This window comes from Azospirillum sp. HJ39 (assembly GCF_041507355.1).
GTDB lineage: Bacteria > Pseudomonadota > Alphaproteobacteria > Azospirillales > Azospirillaceae > Azospirillum > Azospirillum thiophilum.
The window spans coordinates 58355-75993 of sequence record NZ_CP167909.1; the positions used below are offsets into that span (position 1 = coordinate 58355).

At 68.4% G+C, this 17639-nt stretch carries 16 protein-coding genes; 11 read left to right on the top strand and 5 right to left on the bottom strand.

From position 1 onward, the window contains the following. From ABMY26_RS07735 to ABMY26_RS07745, 3 genes are read right to left on the bottom strand one after another with little or no spacing between them, the layout of a single operon-like run. Positions 1–1452: an NAD(P)/FAD-dependent oxidoreductase gene (locus tag ABMY26_RS07735; RefSeq protein ID WP_372395701.1), complete on the bottom strand. Its 1452-nt coding sequence runs from the start codon at positions 1450–1452 to the stop codon at positions 1–3. Beyond that, on the bottom strand, positions 1449–1763 hold the full coding sequence (locus ABMY26_RS07740; protein WP_372395702.1) for a (2Fe-2S)-binding protein: 315 nt from the start codon (positions 1761–1763) through the stop codon (positions 1449–1451). Before ABMY26_RS07740 ends, ABMY26_RS07735 begins: the two co-directional genes overlap by 4 nt. Then, on the bottom strand, positions 1744–2877 hold the full coding sequence (locus ABMY26_RS07745) for an NAD(P)/FAD-dependent oxidoreductase (RefSeq protein ID WP_372395703.1): 1134 nt from the start codon (positions 2875–2877) through the stop codon (positions 1744–1746). Before ABMY26_RS07745 ends, ABMY26_RS07740 begins: the two co-directional genes overlap by 20 nt. Before the next feature lie 360 nt (positions 2878–3237). Here ABMY26_RS07745 and ABMY26_RS07750 point away from each other — a divergent pair, with 360 nt between their 5' ends. The 5 genes from ABMY26_RS07750 to ABMY26_RS07770 all read left to right on the top strand — a co-directional run bounded on the left by ABMY26_RS07750 (position 3238) and on the right by ABMY26_RS07770 (position 8320). Continuing rightward, on the top strand, positions 3238–4194 hold the full coding sequence (locus ABMY26_RS07750; RefSeq protein ID WP_372395704.1) for a LysR substrate-binding domain-containing protein: 957 nt from the start codon (positions 3238–3240) through the stop codon (positions 4192–4194). Between the two features lie 211 nt (positions 4195–4405). Next, entirely contained in the window at positions 4406–5461 is a 1056-nt protein-coding gene (locus ABMY26_RS07755) for an ABC transporter substrate-binding protein (RefSeq protein ID WP_372395705.1), read from the top strand. A 71-nt stretch (positions 5462–5532) separates the two neighbouring features. Beyond that, positions 5533–6606, top strand: a complete 1074-nt coding sequence (locus tag ABMY26_RS07760; protein ID WP_372395706.1) for an ABC transporter ATP-binding protein — start codon at positions 5533–5535, stop codon at positions 6604–6606. A 26-nt stretch (positions 6607–6632) separates the two neighbouring features. Then, entirely contained in the window at positions 6633–7523 is an 891-nt protein-coding gene (locus ABMY26_RS07765) for an ABC transporter permease (RefSeq protein ID WP_372395707.1), read from the top strand. Beyond that, complete coding sequence (locus ABMY26_RS07770; protein WP_045585581.1) at positions 7520–8320, top strand: ABC transporter permease; 801 nt, start codon at positions 7520–7522, stop codon at positions 8318–8320. The genes ABMY26_RS07765 and ABMY26_RS07770 overlap by 4 nt, the downstream gene beginning before the upstream one ends. A gap of 5 nt (positions 8321–8325) precedes the next feature. On the opposite strand, the gene ABMY26_RS07775 is transcribed toward ABMY26_RS07770, so the two are convergent. Beyond that, the gene (locus tag ABMY26_RS07775) at positions 8326–9852 is read right to left on the bottom strand and encodes a S41 family peptidase (protein ID WP_372395708.1); all 1527 of its coding nucleotides are present in this window, start codon (positions 9850–9852) and stop codon (positions 8326–8328) included. A gap of 435 nt (positions 9853–10287) precedes the next feature. Next, on the bottom strand, positions 10288–11019 hold the full coding sequence (locus ABMY26_RS07780) for a GntR family transcriptional regulator (protein ID WP_372395709.1): 732 nt from the start codon (positions 11017–11019) through the stop codon (positions 10288–10290). A gap of 194 nt (positions 11020–11213) precedes the next feature. Between ABMY26_RS07780 and ABMY26_RS07785 the strand changes: the two genes are divergently transcribed. From ABMY26_RS07785 to hydA, 6 genes are all read left to right on the top strand, one after another. After that, the gene (locus tag ABMY26_RS07785; protein ID WP_372395710.1) at positions 11214–12254 is read left to right on the top strand and encodes an ABC transporter substrate-binding protein; all 1041 of its coding nucleotides are present in this window, start codon (positions 11214–11216) and stop codon (positions 12252–12254) included. A 202-nt stretch (positions 12255–12456) separates the two neighbouring features. Further along, the gene (locus tag ABMY26_RS07790; protein ID WP_372395711.1) at positions 12457–13263 is read left to right on the top strand and encodes an ABC transporter permease; all 807 of its coding nucleotides are present in this window, start codon (positions 12457–12459) and stop codon (positions 13261–13263) included. 4 nt (positions 13264–13267) lie between these two features. Next, positions 13268–14050: an ABC transporter ATP-binding protein gene (locus ABMY26_RS07795; protein WP_372395712.1), complete on the top strand. Its 783-nt coding sequence runs from the start codon at positions 13268–13270 to the stop codon at positions 14048–14050. Further along, positions 14047–15390: an amidohydrolase family protein gene (locus ABMY26_RS07800; protein WP_372395713.1), complete on the top strand. Its 1344-nt coding sequence runs from the start codon at positions 14047–14049 to the stop codon at positions 15388–15390. The genes ABMY26_RS07795 and ABMY26_RS07800 overlap by 4 nt, the downstream gene beginning before the upstream one ends. Positions 15391–15439: 49 nt before the next feature. After that, the gene (locus tag ABMY26_RS07805; protein ID WP_372395714.1) at positions 15440–16171 is read left to right on the top strand and encodes an aspartate/glutamate racemase family protein; all 732 of its coding nucleotides are present in this window, start codon (positions 15440–15442) and stop codon (positions 16169–16171) included. 23 nt (positions 16172–16194) lie between these two features. Next, positions 16195–17631 (top strand): dihydropyrimidinase, encoded by a 1437-nt coding sequence (gene hydA, locus ABMY26_RS07810; RefSeq protein WP_372395716.1) that lies wholly within the window; start codon positions 16195–16197, stop codon positions 17629–17631. Positions 17632–17639 lie beyond the last annotated feature (8 nt).

Genomic DNA, 17639 nt, shown 5'->3' on the forward strand with positions numbered 1-17639 from the left:
TCAATGCTTGAACACGGCGTCGATGTCGGCGTCGGTCTTCGGCAGGGCGGCCAGTTCGGCAAGCGTGATCGGCTTCACCGGGGGGCGGAGGCGGTAGTAGCCGACCTCGGCCGGGGAGACGCCACGCTCTGCCGCGATGACCTCCGTCACCGTCGGGCCGCACAGCCGGCCCTGGCACGGCCCCATGCCGCAGCGTAGGAAGCTCTTGGCCTGATTGGGGCCGGAGCAGCCGAGCCGTACCGCCTCGCGCACCGCGCCGGCGGTGATCTCCTCGCAGCGGCAGACGATGGTGTCGTCGGACGGCGCTCGGAAGGCTTGCGCCGGGCTGTAGAGGACGTCCAGGAACTTGCGTCCGGTCAGCGAACGGTCCAGCGCGGCGCGGAAGGGGGCAGCCTCCTCGTCGCGCCGGGCCCGGTCGATGCGGCCCAGCCGGTGCAGCGCATCGAGCGCGGCCAGCCGTCCGGCCTCTTCCGCCGCACGGGCACCGCCGATGCCGGCACCGTCGCCGGCCAGCGACACGCCTTCGACCGAGGTGGCGCCCCACTCGTCGGCGGTCGGCCGCCAGCAGCGCTGCACCTCGTCCCAGCGCTGGGCGCAGCCGGTGGCGTTGGCAAGATTCAGGTTCGGGATCACGCCCTGGTGGAGCAGCAGCGTGTCGGCCGGCAGCCGGTGCTCCGTGCCGTTGCGGGTGTAGGTGACGCTCTTCAGCGCGCCATCTCCCTCTGCGCGTAGGGCGGTGACGTTGCCGATGACGGTCAGCTTGCGTCGAACCTCGAGCATCAGCTTCATGCCCTTGCCGAGATAGGGGGAGCGCAGGAATCCCGGCAGCAACGGCAGGGCGGCGCGCCAATTCTCCTTCGGCGTGGTGTCGAGGATCGCGTCGATCCGCGCGCCGGCCTGGAGATACTGCCAGGCCAGCAGCCACAGCAGCGGTCCGCTGCCCGCCATCACCGTGGCACCCGACGGCACGAGGCCGGAGGTCTTCAGCAGAACCTGCGCCGCACCGGCCCCCAGCACGCCGGGCAGCGTCCAGCCGGGGATCGGGAAGGGACGTTCCAGCGCGCCGGTCGCCATGATGACATGGCGCACCGTCAGCATTGCCGCGGCGCCGTTGCGAGACAGGCCGATCTGGATGCGGCGCTGTCCGTCGGCGGCGTCATCCCGCGGACGGGCGACGCTCCACACGGTGGTGCCCGGCCAATGGGTGGCGCCGCTGTCGCGCAGCGGGCCCAACAGCTCCGCCCCATGCCAATAGTCCGGTCCCAGAATCTTGCGGTCGCGGACAGGCGTTTCGGTGACGGCGCGGTAGATCTGGCCGCCGGGTTCCGCCTGTTCGTCGAGCAGGACCACCGACGCGCCCCTGGACGCCGCCAGCGCCGCCGCGGCCAGACCGGCCGGGCCGGCACCGATCACGGCGATGTCGAAGTCGAACTCTGCTCCCTGGGCGCTCATCGCTCCACCTCGCGCTTGCCGTTCTGGGTCTCGACCGCCATGCCGGGGGATACCCGCACCTGGCAGCCCTGGCGGTTGCCGGTGCCGTCGATGGTGACGAGGCAGTCGAAGCACACGCCCATCATGCAGTACGGGCCGCGTGCCGCGCCGCTGACCGGGGTGTTGCGGCAGGTGACGACGCCGTTGGCCAGCAGGGCGGCGGCGACGCTGTCGCCTGCCCGTGCGCTGGCGGCTCGGCCGTCGATGGTGAAGGCGACCGTCTCGGCAGCGGTCTTGGCGGCGGTCTCGATCTCATGCAGCCTGCGGAACATGGAACCTCCGGGCGCTGAAGGGCGCAAAACGGTCGCCGAGGTCGCCGGCCGCGATCAGCGACGCCAGCGTCAGCGCATGGTTGGCGGCGAGGGTTACGCCGCTGTGGCAGGTCACGACGAAGGCGCCGGGTGCCGTCGCAGATTCCTCGTAGATCGGGAAGCCGTCCGGCGTCAGGACGCGCAGCGCCGCCCAACTCCGCACCACGTTCAGCTTGCCCAGCAGCGGGAAGAAGCGGATGGCGCGCTCTGCGATGGCGGACGACACGCCGGGTTGCAGCGTCGTGTCGAGGCCGACCTCCTCGAAGCTGTCGCCGATCATCACCCCGCCCTCGTCGGTCTGGCGGACATAGCCTGTGGGGTGGTGCAGGAAGGGGGCTGTCTTCTCGGTCACGATGACATGGCCGCGCTGCGGGCGGACGGGGGCCGACAGCCCGACCATCGGTGCCAGCCGCAAGCTGTCGTGGCCGGCGGCCAGAACCACCTTGCCGGCACGGATTTCTCCGCCGGCGGTCGCCATGCGGAAACCGCCGTCGCGGTGGTCGATGCGCTCCACCCGATGGTTCGGGAGATACGCCACGCCCAGCATGCCGATGCCCTTGTGCAGCGTCCGCAGCAGCCGGAGCGAGTTGCAATGGCCGTCCAGCGGGCAATAGGTGCCGCCGACCACGTCGGGGCCGATGAAGGGCAATTCCTTGCGCAACGTCTCGCGGTCCATCACCTCGTAGGGGTAGCGGATCATGTCGGGCTGGTTGTGCAGCCGCATCAGGGTGTTGGCGCGGGCCTGCAGATCCTCTTCCGACAGCATCGGCATGAAGCCGCCGGGCCGCCGGAAGGCGACGTCGATGCCGGTCTGCTCGCGCAGCAGGTCGGCGAAGCCGCCCCACAGGTCGGAGGATTGTTTGGTCCAACCGGCATATTCCGGCATTCCCAGCCCCTTGCCCTGCACCCAGACCAGGGCGAAGTTGCCGCGCGACGGCCGCACGGCGATGTCGCCCTCGTCCAGCATCGCGACCTTCTGGCCCGACCGGGCGAGACCCCAGGCCAGCGCCGATCCGACCAGCCCGCCGCCGATCACGGCGACGTCATACTCTCCGCCCCGACTGGGCTCAGTCATCGTCTCCACTCCCGCGGCCAGTTTCGCACAATGTCCCTTGCGCACCGGCCGCCGCCGTTATCGTGAGGCGCGCATCGCCTTATCCGGCTCCCGCATGCGGTGCCGAATGCCTGGCAATGCAGCGCGTGGTCTTTTCCAAATGCCGGGACGGTCCGGCATCGCACCCCGGACTCCCGTATGAAGGCTTGCGGTCCGCAGGGCTTTCTTTGGCTGGGCGCCGCAGAATGCTGCCCGGCGCCGCGTGGCCGCTCTTCGATCCTTGCGACAGCATCGGCAGCCAACTTATAACTGTCAAATCAGTTCGAAGGGGTGTTTCATGATCGAATGTTATGTTGTTGCTGCCGGCATGGATTGGGCGGCATGATCAACCCGCGCCAGATCGAAGCCTTCCGTGCCGTCATGCTGACCGGCGGCATCACCGCGGCGGCGGAGTTGCTGAACATTTCGCAGCCGGCGGTCAGCCGTCTGATCAGCGACCTGCAATACGCGTTGAAGCTGACGCTGTTCGAGAGGCGCGGTCCCCGCATCGCCCCGACCAGCGAGGCGATCTCGCTCTACCAGGTGGTCGACCGTGCCTTCGTCGGGCTGGACCTGATCGAGCAGACGGCGCGCGACCTGACCTCCCGGCGCAGCGGAACCCTGCGGGTGGCGGCGATGCCGGCGCTGGGTGTCGGGTTCCTGCCGCGCTACGTCGCGCGCTTCCTGACCGAACGGCCGCGGGTGGACATCGCGCTGCGCGGCAGCACCTCGCCCATCATCCTGGACTGGGTGGCGACCGGCCAGTGCGAGCTGGGATTCGCCCATACGCCCATCGAGCATGCCGCCGTGCTGACCGAGAAGATCCACGGGCTTCCCGCCGTCGCCATCCTGCCGCCCGGCCATCCGCTGGCGGCCAAGGATGTGCTGGTACCGAAGGATTTCGAAGGCGAGAGCTTCATTTCGACCACCCCGCCGACGCTGCTGCGCTACCGCATCGACACCATCTTCGCCGACCACGACGTGACGCGGTTGATGCGGGTCGAGACCCAGCTGACCATGAACGCCTGCGCCATGGTGGCGGCCGGCCACGGCATGTCGATCGTCGATCCCTTCACCGCCCAGGACTATGTCCCGCACGGGCTGGTCGTCCGTCCGTTCGCGCCGCGCATCGGCTTCGACATCGCCATCCTGCGCTCCGCCCAGGTGCCGCTGTCGATGATCGCCGAGGATTTCCTGGCCGGCTTCCTGGAGGAGACGACACGCTTCCGTGAAACGCTGGGGGGACCGGCCGGTGACGGCCGGACCGGCCTACAAGTGGTTCGGAGCACGGAATTATAACATTATCGGATGAATGATGGCGGGAATTCGATTTGACGGTTATGTGACTGCACCATCACCCTGATCCATGTCCTGAGCATGACCTTCCCGGAACAACGGCCCGCCGCGACGGCGGCCGGCAAGGCGGCGATCCGGACCTGCCCGACGGCATGGACCGAAGATCAGGTTCAATGAAGCTCAGGATCATGAACAGGGACATGTGGAGAGGAGAATGACGATGCGCTCCGTGACTTGCGGGTTGATGGCGACGGCGGCCCTGTGGTGCGGCATGGCCGCGGTCCAGACGGCCGAGGCCCAGGAAAAGACGCTCTACGTCGCTGCTTACGGCGGCTCCTTCGAGCAGACCATGCGCAAGGACATCATCCCGGCCTTCGAGAAGGCGGCGGGGGTGAAGGTCGAGTATGTCGCCGGCAACTCCACCGACAATCTCGCCAAGCTGCAGGCCCAGAAGGGCAACCAGCAGATCGACGTCGTCATCCTCGACGACGGGCCGATGTACCAGGCGGTGGCGCTGAACTTCTGCGCCGACCTGGAGAAGGCGCCGGTCTACGACCAGCTCTACGATCTGGCGAAGATGCCGTCGGGCAAGGCGATCAACTTCGGCGCGGTCGGCACCGGCATCCTCTACAACAAGGCGTATTTCGACGAGAACAAGATTCCCGCCCCGACCTCCTGGAAGGACATCGAGGATCCGCGTTTCAAGAAGAAGCTGGCGATTCCGCCGATCAACAACAGCTATGGCCTGCACGCGCTGGTGATGATGGCCCGCCTGAACGGCGGCGGCGAAACCGACATCGATCCGGGCTTCAAGGAATTCAAGGACAAGATCAACCCGAACGTGCTGGCCTACGAGCCGTCGCCCGGCAAGATGACCGAGCTGTTCCAGAGCAACCAGGCGGTGATCGCGGTCTGGGGGTCGGGCCGCGCCAAGGCATTGGCCGACACCGGCTTCCCCGCCACCTTCGTCTATCCGAAGGAAGGCGGCATCGTGCTCGGCTCCGCCGCCTGCCAGATCGCCGGCAGCAAGAACGCGCCCGAGGCGCAGAAGTTCATCCAGCATATGCTGGGCGCCGAGGCGCAGACCGCGCTGGCCGTCAGCGCCGGCTTCGGTCCGGTGAACAAGACGGTGGAATTGCCCGTCGAGAAACAGGCCGGCATTCCCTATGGTCCGGAGCAGGTCGGCAAGCTGCTGGTGGTGGACTGGGACACCATCAACAAGAACCGTGAAGTGTGGAACAAGCGCTGGACCCGCGAGATCGAGCGCTGATCGGCTGACGCCGCCCGCTCCCCCATGGTGGGGAGTGGGCGGCCCCTGAAAAGGGAGAGGGGAACGACGGTATGGCTTATCTGGTTCTCGACCAACTGACCAAGCGTTTCGGCACCTGGACGGCGGTCGATCATGTCTCGCTGACGGTGGAGAAGGGCGAACTGGTTTCGCTGCTGGGGCCGTCGGGCTGCGGCAAGACCACCACCTTGCAGATGATCGCCGGCTTTCTCGACGCCGACGGCGGCCGGGTGACGCTGGACGGCCAGGATCTGCTGGCCAAGAAGCCGAACGAGCGCGGGCTCGGCATCGTGTTCCAAAGCTATGCGCTGTTCCCGCACATGACCGCGGCGGAGAATGTCGGCTTCGGGTTGGAGATGCGCAAGGTCGGCCGGGCCGACCGCGACCGCATGGTCGCCGACGCGCTGAAGCTGGTCGGGCTGGAACAATATGGCGACCGCCATCCCCGCCGCATGTCGGGCGGCCAGCAGCAGCGCGTGGCGCTGGCCCGTGCGTTGGTGATCAAGCCGAGCCTGCTGCTGCTGGACGAGCCGCTGTCGAACCTGGACGCCAAGATGCGCGAGGAGATGCAGATCGAGCTGCGCCGCATCCAGCGCACCGTCGGCACCACCATGATCCTGGTCACCCACGACCAGTCGGAGGCGATGGCGCTGTCCGACCGCGTCGTCGTCTTGAACAAGGGCCGCATCCAGCAGGTCGCCACCCCGCAGGAGGCCTACGACCGTCCGGCCAACGCCTTCGTCGCCAATTTCCTCGGTCGAACCAACCTGCTGCCCGGCATGGTCGGCAGCGGCGCTGCCGGCACGGTCATCACCATCGCCGACAGCGTCTGGCCGGTGTCGCAGCCGGTGCCGCCCGGTCCGGGGGCGCTTGCCGTCCGGCCGGAGAAGGTCGGTTTCGTCGGCGAGGGCGGCCTCAGCGGGACCGTGCTCGCCCGCGTCTTCCAGGGCACCCAGTGGCTGTTCGAGATCGAGACGGCAGCCGGCCGCATGATGGTGATCCGCCAGCATGACGGCTCGGCCCTGCCGGCCGAGCGCGACCGGGTCATGGTCGGCTGGCGCCCGGACGACATGGCGGTGATGCCCGCCGATCCGGAGGCGGCCTCCGCCGTCCGGGAGGCGGCATGAGCATGGCGGCTTCAGGCGATCCCCAAATGGCCGCTACCCAGCCGCCGGCGGCCCCCCGGCGGCGGAACTGGCCCCTGGTGCCCTATCTGCTGAGCGCCCCCGGCCTTGCATTGTTCGCGGTGCTGCTGCTGGTGCCGCTGGTCATGACCTTCCTGTTGTCGCTGAACAGCTTCAGCTTCTATGGTGGCATCCAGGATGTCTGGCAGCTCGGCAACTATGCCGACATCATCGCCGACGATTATTTCCACGAGGTTTTCCTGCGCACATTCCGCATCGCCGCGGTGGTGACGCTGCTGTGCGCCCTGTTCGGCGCGCCGGAGGCCTATATCCTGCGCCGGATGAAGTCGCCCTGGCGCGGCCTGTGCCTGCTGATCGTGCTGGGGCCGCTGCTGATCTCGGTGGTCTCGCGCACGCTGGGCTGGGCGCTGCTGTTCGGTTCGACCGGACTGGTCAACCAGGGGCTGATGGGGCTGGGGCTGATCGCGACGCCGATCGAGTTCATGTACACCGAGACCGGCGTGGTCATTGCGCTGACCCATGTGCTGGTGCCCTTCATGGTGCTGTCGGTCTGGGCGTCGCTGCAACGGCTGGATCCCCAGGTGGAGAATGCCGCTTTGTCGCTGGGCGCCGGCCCGCTGACGGTGATGCGCCGCGTGGTGCTGCCGCAGATCGTCCCCGGCATCCTGTCCGGCTCCATCATCGTCTTCGCGCTGGCGGCCAGCGCCTTCGCCACCCCGGCGATCATCGGCGGGCGGCGGCTGAAGGTGGCGGCGACGCTTGCCTACGACGAGTTCCTGAACACGCTGAACTGGCCGCTGGGCGCCACGGTGGCGGTGCTGCTGCTGGTCGCCAACGTCGTCATCATCGTCGGCTGCAACCGGCTGGTCGAACGTCGCTACAAACAGGTGTTCGAATGAACCGCAACGGTCCGGTCGCCCTGATCTTCCACGTCCTGTTCCTGGGTTTCCTGCTGGCGCCGATCCTGATCGTCTGCGCGGTGGCCTTCACCTCGGAAGGCTATCTGTCGCTGCCGACCAACGGGCTGTCGCTGCGCTGGTTCCGCGCCATCGGCGACAACCCCGAATTCATCCGCGCCTTCAAGGACAGCCTGCTGCTGGGGGCGGTGTCCTCCACCCTGGCGATCCTGGTGGCGGTGCCGGCGGCGCTCGCCATCGCACGCCACCAGTTCTTCGGGCGCGAGGCGATCCAGGCGCTGTTCCTGTCGCCGCTGATGGTGCCGCACATCGTGCTCGGCATCGCCTTCCTGCGCTTCTTCACCATGATCGGGCTGGGCGGCACCTTCGTCGGGCTGGTGCTGAGCCATGTCATCATCATCCTGCCCTTCGCCCTGCGGCTGATCCTGGCGGCCTCGACCGGCATGGACCGGGCGGTAGAGAACGCGGCATCCTCGCTCGGCGCCTCCTCCTGGACCTGCTTCCGCCGGGTGACGCTGCCCTTGATCCTGCCGGGCGTCGCCAGCGGCTGGGTGCTGGCCTTCATCAACAGCTTCGACGAGGTGACGATGACCGTCTTCATCGCCTCGCCGGAGACCACCACCCTGCCGGTGCGCCTGTTCCTCTATATCCAGGACAACATCGACCCGCTGGTCGCCGCGGTGTCGGCGGCGCTGATCTTCGTGACGGTCGCCGCCATGCTGGTCCTCGACCGCGTCTATGGGCTGGAGCGGCTGCTGGTCGGCAAGGGCCGGGACTGAGGCTCTCAGCCCAGCACCCGCGCAGCGAACGCGATCAGGTCGCGGTTCTCGTCGAGGATGTCGGTCCTGGTCAGGTGGTGGACGACGGTCGCGGCCACGCCGACATCCTCGATCGGGATTCCGGCGCTGGCCCCCGTCCGCAGGGCGCGGCGCACGGACAGGTTCAGGCCGTAGCCGGGGGGCAGCGGGGCGACGGTTCCGCCGGCCGGGCCGGCCAGCTCCATCAGCGCCCCCCATTCCCACACGTTGGCGCCGCCGGCGCCGGTCAGCGGATCGACGCCGAGGACCGGTCCCAGCCCGTTGTCGACGAAGTCGGCGGCGAAGAAATCGCTGGTGCTGTAGGACAGCGCGTCGACGATCAGCAGGATTCGTCCCGGATAGCGGTAGGGCGGCAGGTCGTCCAGCGGCGTGATGCTGAAGGCTTGCGAGAAGCCGAGCCCGGTGGAGGTCTGCAGCCGGATCGACGGGTTCCAGGGGGCGAGCGGCGGCAGGCTCGTCAGCGCCAGGGTCTGGCTGGTGTTGCGGAAGGCGATGGGGGCCATGCCGGGGATCCGGCCGCCGGCAAGCAGCGCCACCAGCTTCTGCCCAGCCAGGATGTTGCCGCCGGGGTTGCCGCGGATGTCGACGATCAGGCGTTCCTGCGGCAGCGACGCCAGGATGCCGGCTGCCGACGCGGCGAATTGCGCCGGGTCGTCCGACTGGAAGGTGAAGATGCGCAGATAGCCCGCCTCGCCCGCCGCGGTCGGAACCCGGCCATGGCGGAACGCCCCCTGCGAGGTGAGGCCGGTGGGCGAGGGCTGCGTGGTGCGGCCGGCATCGCGCAGGAAGGCGCCGGTCGCCAGCAGCTTGTGGTCGACGCCCTGCGCCATCGCGTAGGCCCCGGACGCCGAACCTGACGGCCCTTCCGGCTGGGAGGCGTAGCAGCGCCACGGCGTGGTGGCGGTGTACGGCTTGCCCCATGGGTCGGCATAGGTCAGTGCAACCCAATCCTCGCTCGGCCGCAGCATGAAGGCGAGCGGCCGGATGGTCAGGTTGGACAGGGCGAGCCGCATCTGTGCCGCCCAATGGGCGCCCTGGGTTTCGGCCGCCAGATTCTCCAGATACAGATGGATGGGCACGCCGTTCCAGTGGGTGACCTCGACCCCCAGCGGGATTTCCTCGAACCCGAAGAAGCGCTTGGTGACGATGTAGCGGGGACGGCCGTTCTCGAAATACTGCTCCAGCAGGAAGGGCACATAGGCGACGAGGCCGGACCAGGGCGGCGCGAGCCGGAACGTGGTGTGGCGGTCGTGCAGGGAGGAGACGATGGACAGCAGCCGCCGGCTGAAGCGGTTGCCGTCGGATTCCTTCAGCAATTGCAGGGCCTGCACCGGATCGATGGCGAAGCCGGCCCGCTTCTGCGGCAGATGGACGTAGTAGTTTTCAAGCGCGAAGCGCAGGACGTCGCACAGGGCGTTGCGGGTGCCGGCGTCCGGCTCCATGACCGTGCCGCGGGTGGCCGCCAGCAGGGGCGTGGCAAGATAGTTCAGCATGGCGACGCTCCCTTTTGCCGCTCCATGCCGGACGGTCCGGCACGGCTTCCCGATGGCTTCGATCCTTTTGGTAAGGCAAATGGGAGGCGAATACAACCGGCCAGAAATGCCGGTGACCGGGTGCCGCGCAAAGGGGCCGTCCGAGCCTCCCGTGTCCTGCGGCGGGGAGGGGAATGGAACGTTTGAAACAGGATGAAACAGGAATCCAGGCCTGTTCCATTGTTCCATCCGCCTCGCCGGCAGCCAGCGGCCGACGCGGGAAGGTCGAGCCTGTTTCCGGATTCCTTTGCTGAAACAATCCTTTGCCGAACAGAACCGGCAGAGGGGAACCGGTGGAACATCGGGAACGCTCCCCGCATGGAGACAGCCTGTCCATTCCTATCACGGTCACGGGCCTGCGGGGAGGGCAGCGAGAAAATCCACGCGTGCACGCGCTCAGCGGTCTCCGTTCTCCACGCCCTGCCGCAGCGTCCGCAGCACGGCGTCGGCGGTGCGGCGGCTGTGGCCTGCCAGCAGGCCGGCGGCGCCATCGGCGTCGCGGCGGCGCAGCGCCGCCATGATCGCCTCATGCTCGGTCAGCGACTCCTGCCAGCGGTCGGCGTCGTAATTCGCCAGGGAGCGGGCGCGGGCGAGCTGGGCGGCGAAGCCCTTGTGGGTGGCCTCCAGCACCGGATTGCCGGCCATGGCGACGATCCAGGCATGGATGCGGCGGTTGGTGGTCGAGTAGGCCGCACGTTCCCCGGCGCGGAACTGGGCGGCGAGGTCGTCGTGCAGGCGGTTCAGCTCACCGAAGGCGGCGTCCGATCCGTTGGTGCAGGCAAGGCGGCCGGCAAGGCTTTCCAACGCCTCCATCACCTGGAAGATCGCCGCGATCTCCCTGGGGTCGATGGGCGTCACTACCGCGCCCCGGTGCGGCCGCAACTCCACCAGCCCTTCGGCCGCCAGCACGCGCAACGCCTCGCGCAGGGGGGTGCGGGAGACGCCCAGCTGTTCGCACAGCTGCATCTCCGGCACGCGGCGGCCGGGCGGCAGCTCCCCGTCCAGGATCATCGCCCGCAACTCCGCCACGGCGGAATGATGCAGCGTTTCGCGGCGCAGGGGGCCGCTGGCGGGTCTCGCGGTCTTGAGGCTGTCCATGTCGATCCGGCGGAGTCTGTTCTGCATCATACTTGGGCATTCATGCTCAAACGATGCCATGCGCTTAAAAATAAGGCAAGAATCGTCAAGAGTCACACGCTGAATAGAAACCAGCCTATCATATTGATATAAATATGAAAAATGAAAATAGAGATTTTGTATACAATCTGGCACGGCCTTTGCGACCGCCATGGAAACGCAACAGCCCCTGGAGCCGAAGCCCAATGTCGATCCGGTCCTTCTCCCTGAACGCCGTCACCGCCGCCACGCTGGGTCTTTCCGCGCTGGCCCTGCCTGTGGTGACGGGCGCCGTCCCGGCCGCGCAGGCCGCCGAAGCGGAGGCAGTGAAACTCGGCTTCGCCAAATGCGCCCACTGCCTGCCGATGGCGCTGACGCCCGATCTGGCCAAGGGCGTGTCGATCGAGGCGATCAACTTCAACTCCGGCAACGACGTGCTGACGGCGCTGGTGTCCAAGAGCATCGACGTGGCGCAGGTCACCTACCTCCACTACGTCACCGCGCTGGACAAGGGCTTCGACGTCGTCGCCATCTCCGGCCAGGTGAATGGCGGGTCGGAGATCGTCACCGCCAAGGGCATCGACCTGAAGGCCGGGGACTGGGACGGGCTGAAGGCGCTGGCGGCATCCCGCAAGGCCAAGGGCGAGCCGCTGCGCGTCGCCGCCTCGCGCGGGAACGCGCAGGACATCCACATGCGCGGCGCCTTCCAGAAGCACGGCATCGACGTCAACAAGGACGTCCAGTTCATCAACATCCCCAACCCGTCCGACCATGCCGCCGCCCTGCAGCGCGGCGAGGTCGATGTGATCTGCACGGTGGAGCCCTTCGCCTCGCAGATCCGCGGCACCGGCGTCGGCGCGCATTTCGCGCTGCCCTACGACCAGGCGGCCGGCAACCTGACCAACCTGATCGTCACGCGGTCGGACGTGATCAAGGAGCATCCGAAGGCGGTGGAGGCCACCGTCGCCTCGGTGGTGGCGCTGGTCGACAAGCTGAAGGGCGACCGGACGGTGTGGGTCGACACCATCAACAAATACACCGGCCTAAACAAGGACATCGCCGCGGAATCGCTGAAGAACGCCTTCCCCGACTATGCCATCCACAAGGACAGCACAGTCGCCATCGCCACGATGATGCGGGACCTGAAATACATCAGCCATGACGTGTCCGACGCGGTGGTCAAGAACATCGACTACCGCTTCCTGGAGGCGGTGACGAAGAAGCCGAAGAGCGAGCTGGGGGGCTGAGGGCAGGCTGAAGGTCCAGCCTCTCCAAGTTCTTCCCCCTCCCTAACCCTCCCCCGCTTCGCGGGAGAGGGAACTCCGCCGCTCTCGCACTTACCCCCTCTCCCGCGATCGGACCGGCCTTCGGCCGGCCGAGGGCGGGGGAGGGTTGGGGAGGGGGCATTCGGAGATTTTCCGCCACCGACGGCGTTTAAGGAGCCGGTCCATGACCGCATTGTCGAAATCCTGGGAGCGCGCGGTCGTTCCCGTCCTGATCCTCGTGGCCTGGGAGATCGTGTCGCGGTCCGGCCTGCTGCCGGCGGCGCTGCTGCCGGCCCCGTCGGTCGTGCTGCACAGCTGGGCCGACTGGGTCTTCGGCTTCGACGAGACGTCGCAGGCCAACAGCGGGCGCTGGCTGGCCGACGCGTTGTCCAGCGCGGTGCGCGTCGCCGCCGGCTACGGCATCGCGGTGGCCGGCGGCGTGCTGCTGGGCATCGCCATCGGCTGGTGGAGCTGGGTGGAACGCGCCATCGAGCCGACCATCCAGATGCTGCGCCCGGTGCCGCCGGTGTCCTGGATCCCGGTGGCGATCATCTGGTTCGGCATCGCCAACAAGCCGGCGATCTTCCTGGTCTTCCTCGGCGCCTTCTTCCCGATCCTGATGAACACCATCCATGGCGTGAAGACGGCCGACCGCAACCTGATCCGCGCCGCCTCGATGATGGGAGCCACCGAGCAGCAGCTGCTGCGCCATGTGGTGTTCCCGGCGGCGCTGCCCAGCATCTTCGCCGGCCTGCGCATCGGCATCGGCGCCGCCTGGATGCTGACCGTCACGGCGGAGATGGTCGCGGTCAAGAGCGGGCTGGGGTACGTGCTGTGGGACAGCTACTATTTCCTGCGCTACGACCTCGTCCTTGCGGCGATGGCCAGCATCGGGCTGCTGGGCTATGCCACCGACGCGCTGATCAAGCTGCTGATGTCCGCGGCGCTGCACTGGCAGCACGCCTCCACGCTCCAGAGCCGGGAGGGCTGACCCCATGGCCTCCATCGAACTGCAGAACATCACCAAGATCTACAGCGACACCAAGCGCAAGCGCGACCTGCTGGCCATCGACGACGTCAGCCTGACGGTCGAGCGCAACGAGTTCCTCTGCCTGCTGGGCTCGTCGGGCTGCGGCAAATCCACCCTGCTGAACATGATCGCCGGGTTCGAGAAGCCGACCAAGGGCACCGTCACCGTCGGCGGCAAGCCGGTGGACGGCCCCGGTGCCGACCGCGGCATGGTGTTCCAGCAGGCGACCCTGATGCCCTGGCTGCCGGTGTGGGAGAACATCGCCTTCCACCTGCGCCTCAAGGGCTGGCGCAAGACCGACCGCCGCGCCGCCGCCCAGGAATACATCGACCTCGTCGGGCTGAAGGGCTTCGAGAACCATTACCCGGCCGAACTGTCGGGCGGCATGAGCCAGCGCGTCGGCATCGCCCGCGCCCTGCTGCTGAACCCGCAGGTCATCCTGATGGACGAGCCCTTCGCCGCGCTCGACGCCCAGACCAAGATGGACATGCAGGAGGAGCTGGTCGCCATCTGGCAGAAGCAGCGCTGCACCATCGTCTTCGTCACCCACAGCGTCGACGAGGCGCTGGTGCTGGGCACCCAGGTCGCGGTGCTGACCAGCCGGCCGGGGCGCCTGCGCGAACGCATCGAGCTGGACCTGCCGCGCCCGCGCGACATCACCAGCCCGCGCTTCAACGACCACAAGCGCCACATCCTGAACCTGATCCGCGAGGAGGGCCTGCAACAGCGGCAGGTCGCGGCGGCATGACCGGGGCTCCATTCCCGGAGCCTCTGGACCTGCTGTTGACCGGCGCCACCGTCATTACGGGCGATGACGCAGGCGCGATGGAGAACGCGGCGCTCGGCATCCGCGACGGGCGGATCGTCCATCTGGCCCCGGCGACGCAGCCGGCTCCGCCGTCCAGGCGGACGGTGGCGCTGCCGGGCCGGCTGGTGACGCCGGGCTTCGTCAACGCCCATCTGCATGCCGTGCTGGTGATGGTGCGCGGCGTCGCCGCCGACCTCGGCTTCGCGCCGTCCTACACGCCGGGCGTGCCGAAGGGCACCGACGCCACGCCGGAGGAGGCGCGCGCCCTGGCCCGGCTGGGCGCCGTGGAAGCGCTGCTCGCCGGCTCCACCCTGGTCTGCGACCATTTCGTCCATGCCGACGCGACGCTGGAGGCGATGGCCGAACTGGGGCTGCGCATCCATGCCGGCTGGCGGGTGCACGACGTCGATTTCTCGCGGGTGCCGAAGGGCGAGTGGCGCTTCGACCCGGCGCTCGGCGAGGATCTGCTGCGCCGGACGCTCGACCTGCATGACCGCTGGGACGGTGCGCTCGGCGGGCGCATCCGGGTGCAGATGGCGGCGCACGCGCCCGACACCTGCTCCCCCGGCTTCCTGCGCACGCTGGCGGCGGAGGCCGCGGCGCGCGGCATGCGCGTCAACACCCATCTGGCGCAGAGCCGGGTGGAAGTCGAGCGGGTGAAGGCCGCCACCGGCCTGACCCCGGCGGCGCTGCTGGAGGAGACCGGGCTGCTGAACGACCGGCTGCTCGCCACCCACTGCCTCTATGTCGACGAGGACGACATCGCCCGGCTGGCGCGGGCCGGGGCCCATGCCGTCCATGTGCCGAAATGCAACGCCGCGTCGGGCCGGCTGGCGCCGACCCCGGCGCTGAAGGCGGCGGGCGTCAATCTGGCGCTCTGCACCGACACCCAGCATGGCGACATGGTGGAGGCGATGCGCTGGGCGCTCGCCACCGGGCGCATCGGCCAGGGCGGCGTCACCGCCGACTGGCAGCCGGCCGACGTCTTCCGCATGGCGACGCTGGGCGGCGCCCGCTCGGTCGGCATGGCCGACGAGATCGGCACGCTGGCAGTCGGCAAGGCGGCGGATCTCGTCGTCTTCGATGCCCGCCGGCCGCACCTGCGCCCGCTGATCAACCCGCTGGGCACGCTGGTCCACACCGGCCGCGGCGGCGACGTCGAGATGGTGCTGGTGGACGGCGAAACCCTGGTCGAGGACGGCCGCCCCGTCCGCGCCGACCTGGACGAGATCTGCACCGAGGCCGACAAGGCCGCCCGCGCCCTGTGGGCACGGGCCTGACCCACCCCTTCGAAGCCAACCTTCTTCAAAGAAAGACGAGTTCCCCGAGATGACCAAGCGCGTTCTTCTGGGCATGCTGACCCCGTCCTCCAACACGGTGCTGGAACCGGTGACCGCCGCGATGCTGAGCGGCCTGCCGGAGGTGAGCGCCCATTTCGGCCGCTTCACCGTCAAGGAGATCTCGTTGCGCGCAGCGGCGCTCGACCAGTTCACCGACGCGCCCTTCCTGGATGCCGCCCGGCTTCTGGCCGACGCCCGGCTGGACGCGATCGGCTGGAACGGCACCTCGGCCGGCTGGCTCGGCTTCGACGCCGACGTGAAGCTGTGCAAGGCGATCGAGGACGAGACCGGGATTCCGGCCTGCACCTCCATGCTGGCGCTGAACGAGATCCTGGAGACGACCGGCCGCAAGCGCTTCGCCATCGTCAGCCCCTATCTGGACGAGATCCAGGAGACGATGGTCGCCAACTACAACGCCGCCGGCTTCGAGGTGGTGGCCGAGCGGCACCTGAACGACCGCGGCAACTTCTCCTTCTCCGAGATCTCCGAGGAACGGATCGAGCGCATGTGCATGGAGGTGGCGGAGGCCAAGCCCGAGGCCATCGCCATCATCTGCACCAACATGCGCGGCGCCCCGGTGGCCGAGCGGGTGGAGAAGGCGCTGGGCATCCCCGTCTACGACACGGTGTCCACCGTGCTGTGGAAGGCGCTGCGCATGACCGGCGTCGACACCCGCCGGGTCCAGGGCTGGGGCAGCCTGTTCCAGGAACTGCACGGGTAAGAGCGGAAAGAGGGGAGGGCAGCATGGACTTCGATCTGGTCATCCGCAACGGCACGGTCGCCACCGCGTCGGACGTGTTCAAGGCCGATGTCGGCGTGCGGAACGGCATGGTGGCGGCGCTCGGCAGCGGGCTCGCCGCCGGGCGGCAGGAGATCGACGCCGACGGGCTGCTGGTGCTGCCGGGCGGGGTCGACGGCCATGTCCATTTCGACCAGCCGACTGGCGATGCGTCGGTGATGGCCGACGATTTCCTGTCGGGCACCCGTTCGGCGGCGTTCGGCGGCACCACCACGGTGCTGCCCTTCGCCTGCCAGCAGAAGGGCCAGTCGCTGCGCGCCGCGGTGGAGGACTATCACCGCCGGGCGGCGGGCAAGCCGGTGATCGACTATGCCTTCCACCTGATCGTCACCGACCCGACCGAACAGGTCCTGGGGCAGGAGCTGCCGGCACTGATCCGCGACGGCTACACCTCCTTCAAGATCTACATGACCTATGACGCGCTGAAGCTGAACGACCGCCAGATCCTGGAGGTGCTGGACATCGCCCGAAGCGAGGGCGCGATGGTGATGATGCATGCGGAGAATGCCGACTGCATCGCCTGGCTGACCGAGAGGCTGGAGCGCGCCGGCCAGACCGCCCCCTTCTTCCATGGCGTTTCCCGCCCCCGCGTGGCCGAGCGCGAGGCGACCCACCGCGCCATCTCGCTGGCCGAGCTGGTGGATGTGCCGATCCTGATCGTCCATGTCTCCGGCGCCGACGCGGTGGAGCAGATCAGGTGGGCGCAGGGCAGGGGCTTGCGCATCTATGCCGAGACCTGCCCGCAATACCTGTTCCTGACTGCCGACGATCTGGGCGGGGAGGGATTCGAGGGGGCGAAATGCATCTGCTCGCCGCCGCCGCGCGACGCCGCCAACCAGCAGGTGATCTGGGACGGGCTGACCGGCGGCACCTTCCAGGTCTTCTCCTCCGACCATGCGCCGTTCCGCTTCGACGGGCCGGGCGGCAAGAAGGTGAATGGCGAGAAGGCTCCCTTCCGCTGCGTGCCCAACGGTATTCCGGGGGTGGAGACGCGGCTGCCTCTGCTGTTCTCCGCAGGGGTGATGACGGGCAGGATGGAGCTGACGAAGTTCGTCGAGCTGACCGCCACCAATCCGGCCCGCATGTATGGCCTGCACCCGCGCAAGGGCACCATCGCCGTCGGCTCGGACGCCGACATCGCCCTCTGGGATCCCGCCCGCAAGGTGACGATCAGCAACGCCATCCTGCATCATGACGTCGACTACACCCCCTATGAGGGGATCGAGGTCACCGGCTGGCCGGTGGTCACGCTGTCGCGCGGAGAGGTGGTGTGCCGCGACGGCGCGTTGCTGGCGGCCCCCGGCCGCGGCAGTTTCCTGCCCTGCGGCCTGCCGGCCCCCGCCCGGCCCAAGGGCGCGCCGGCCCCGGCGCTGCCCTTCTAGCCGGCCGT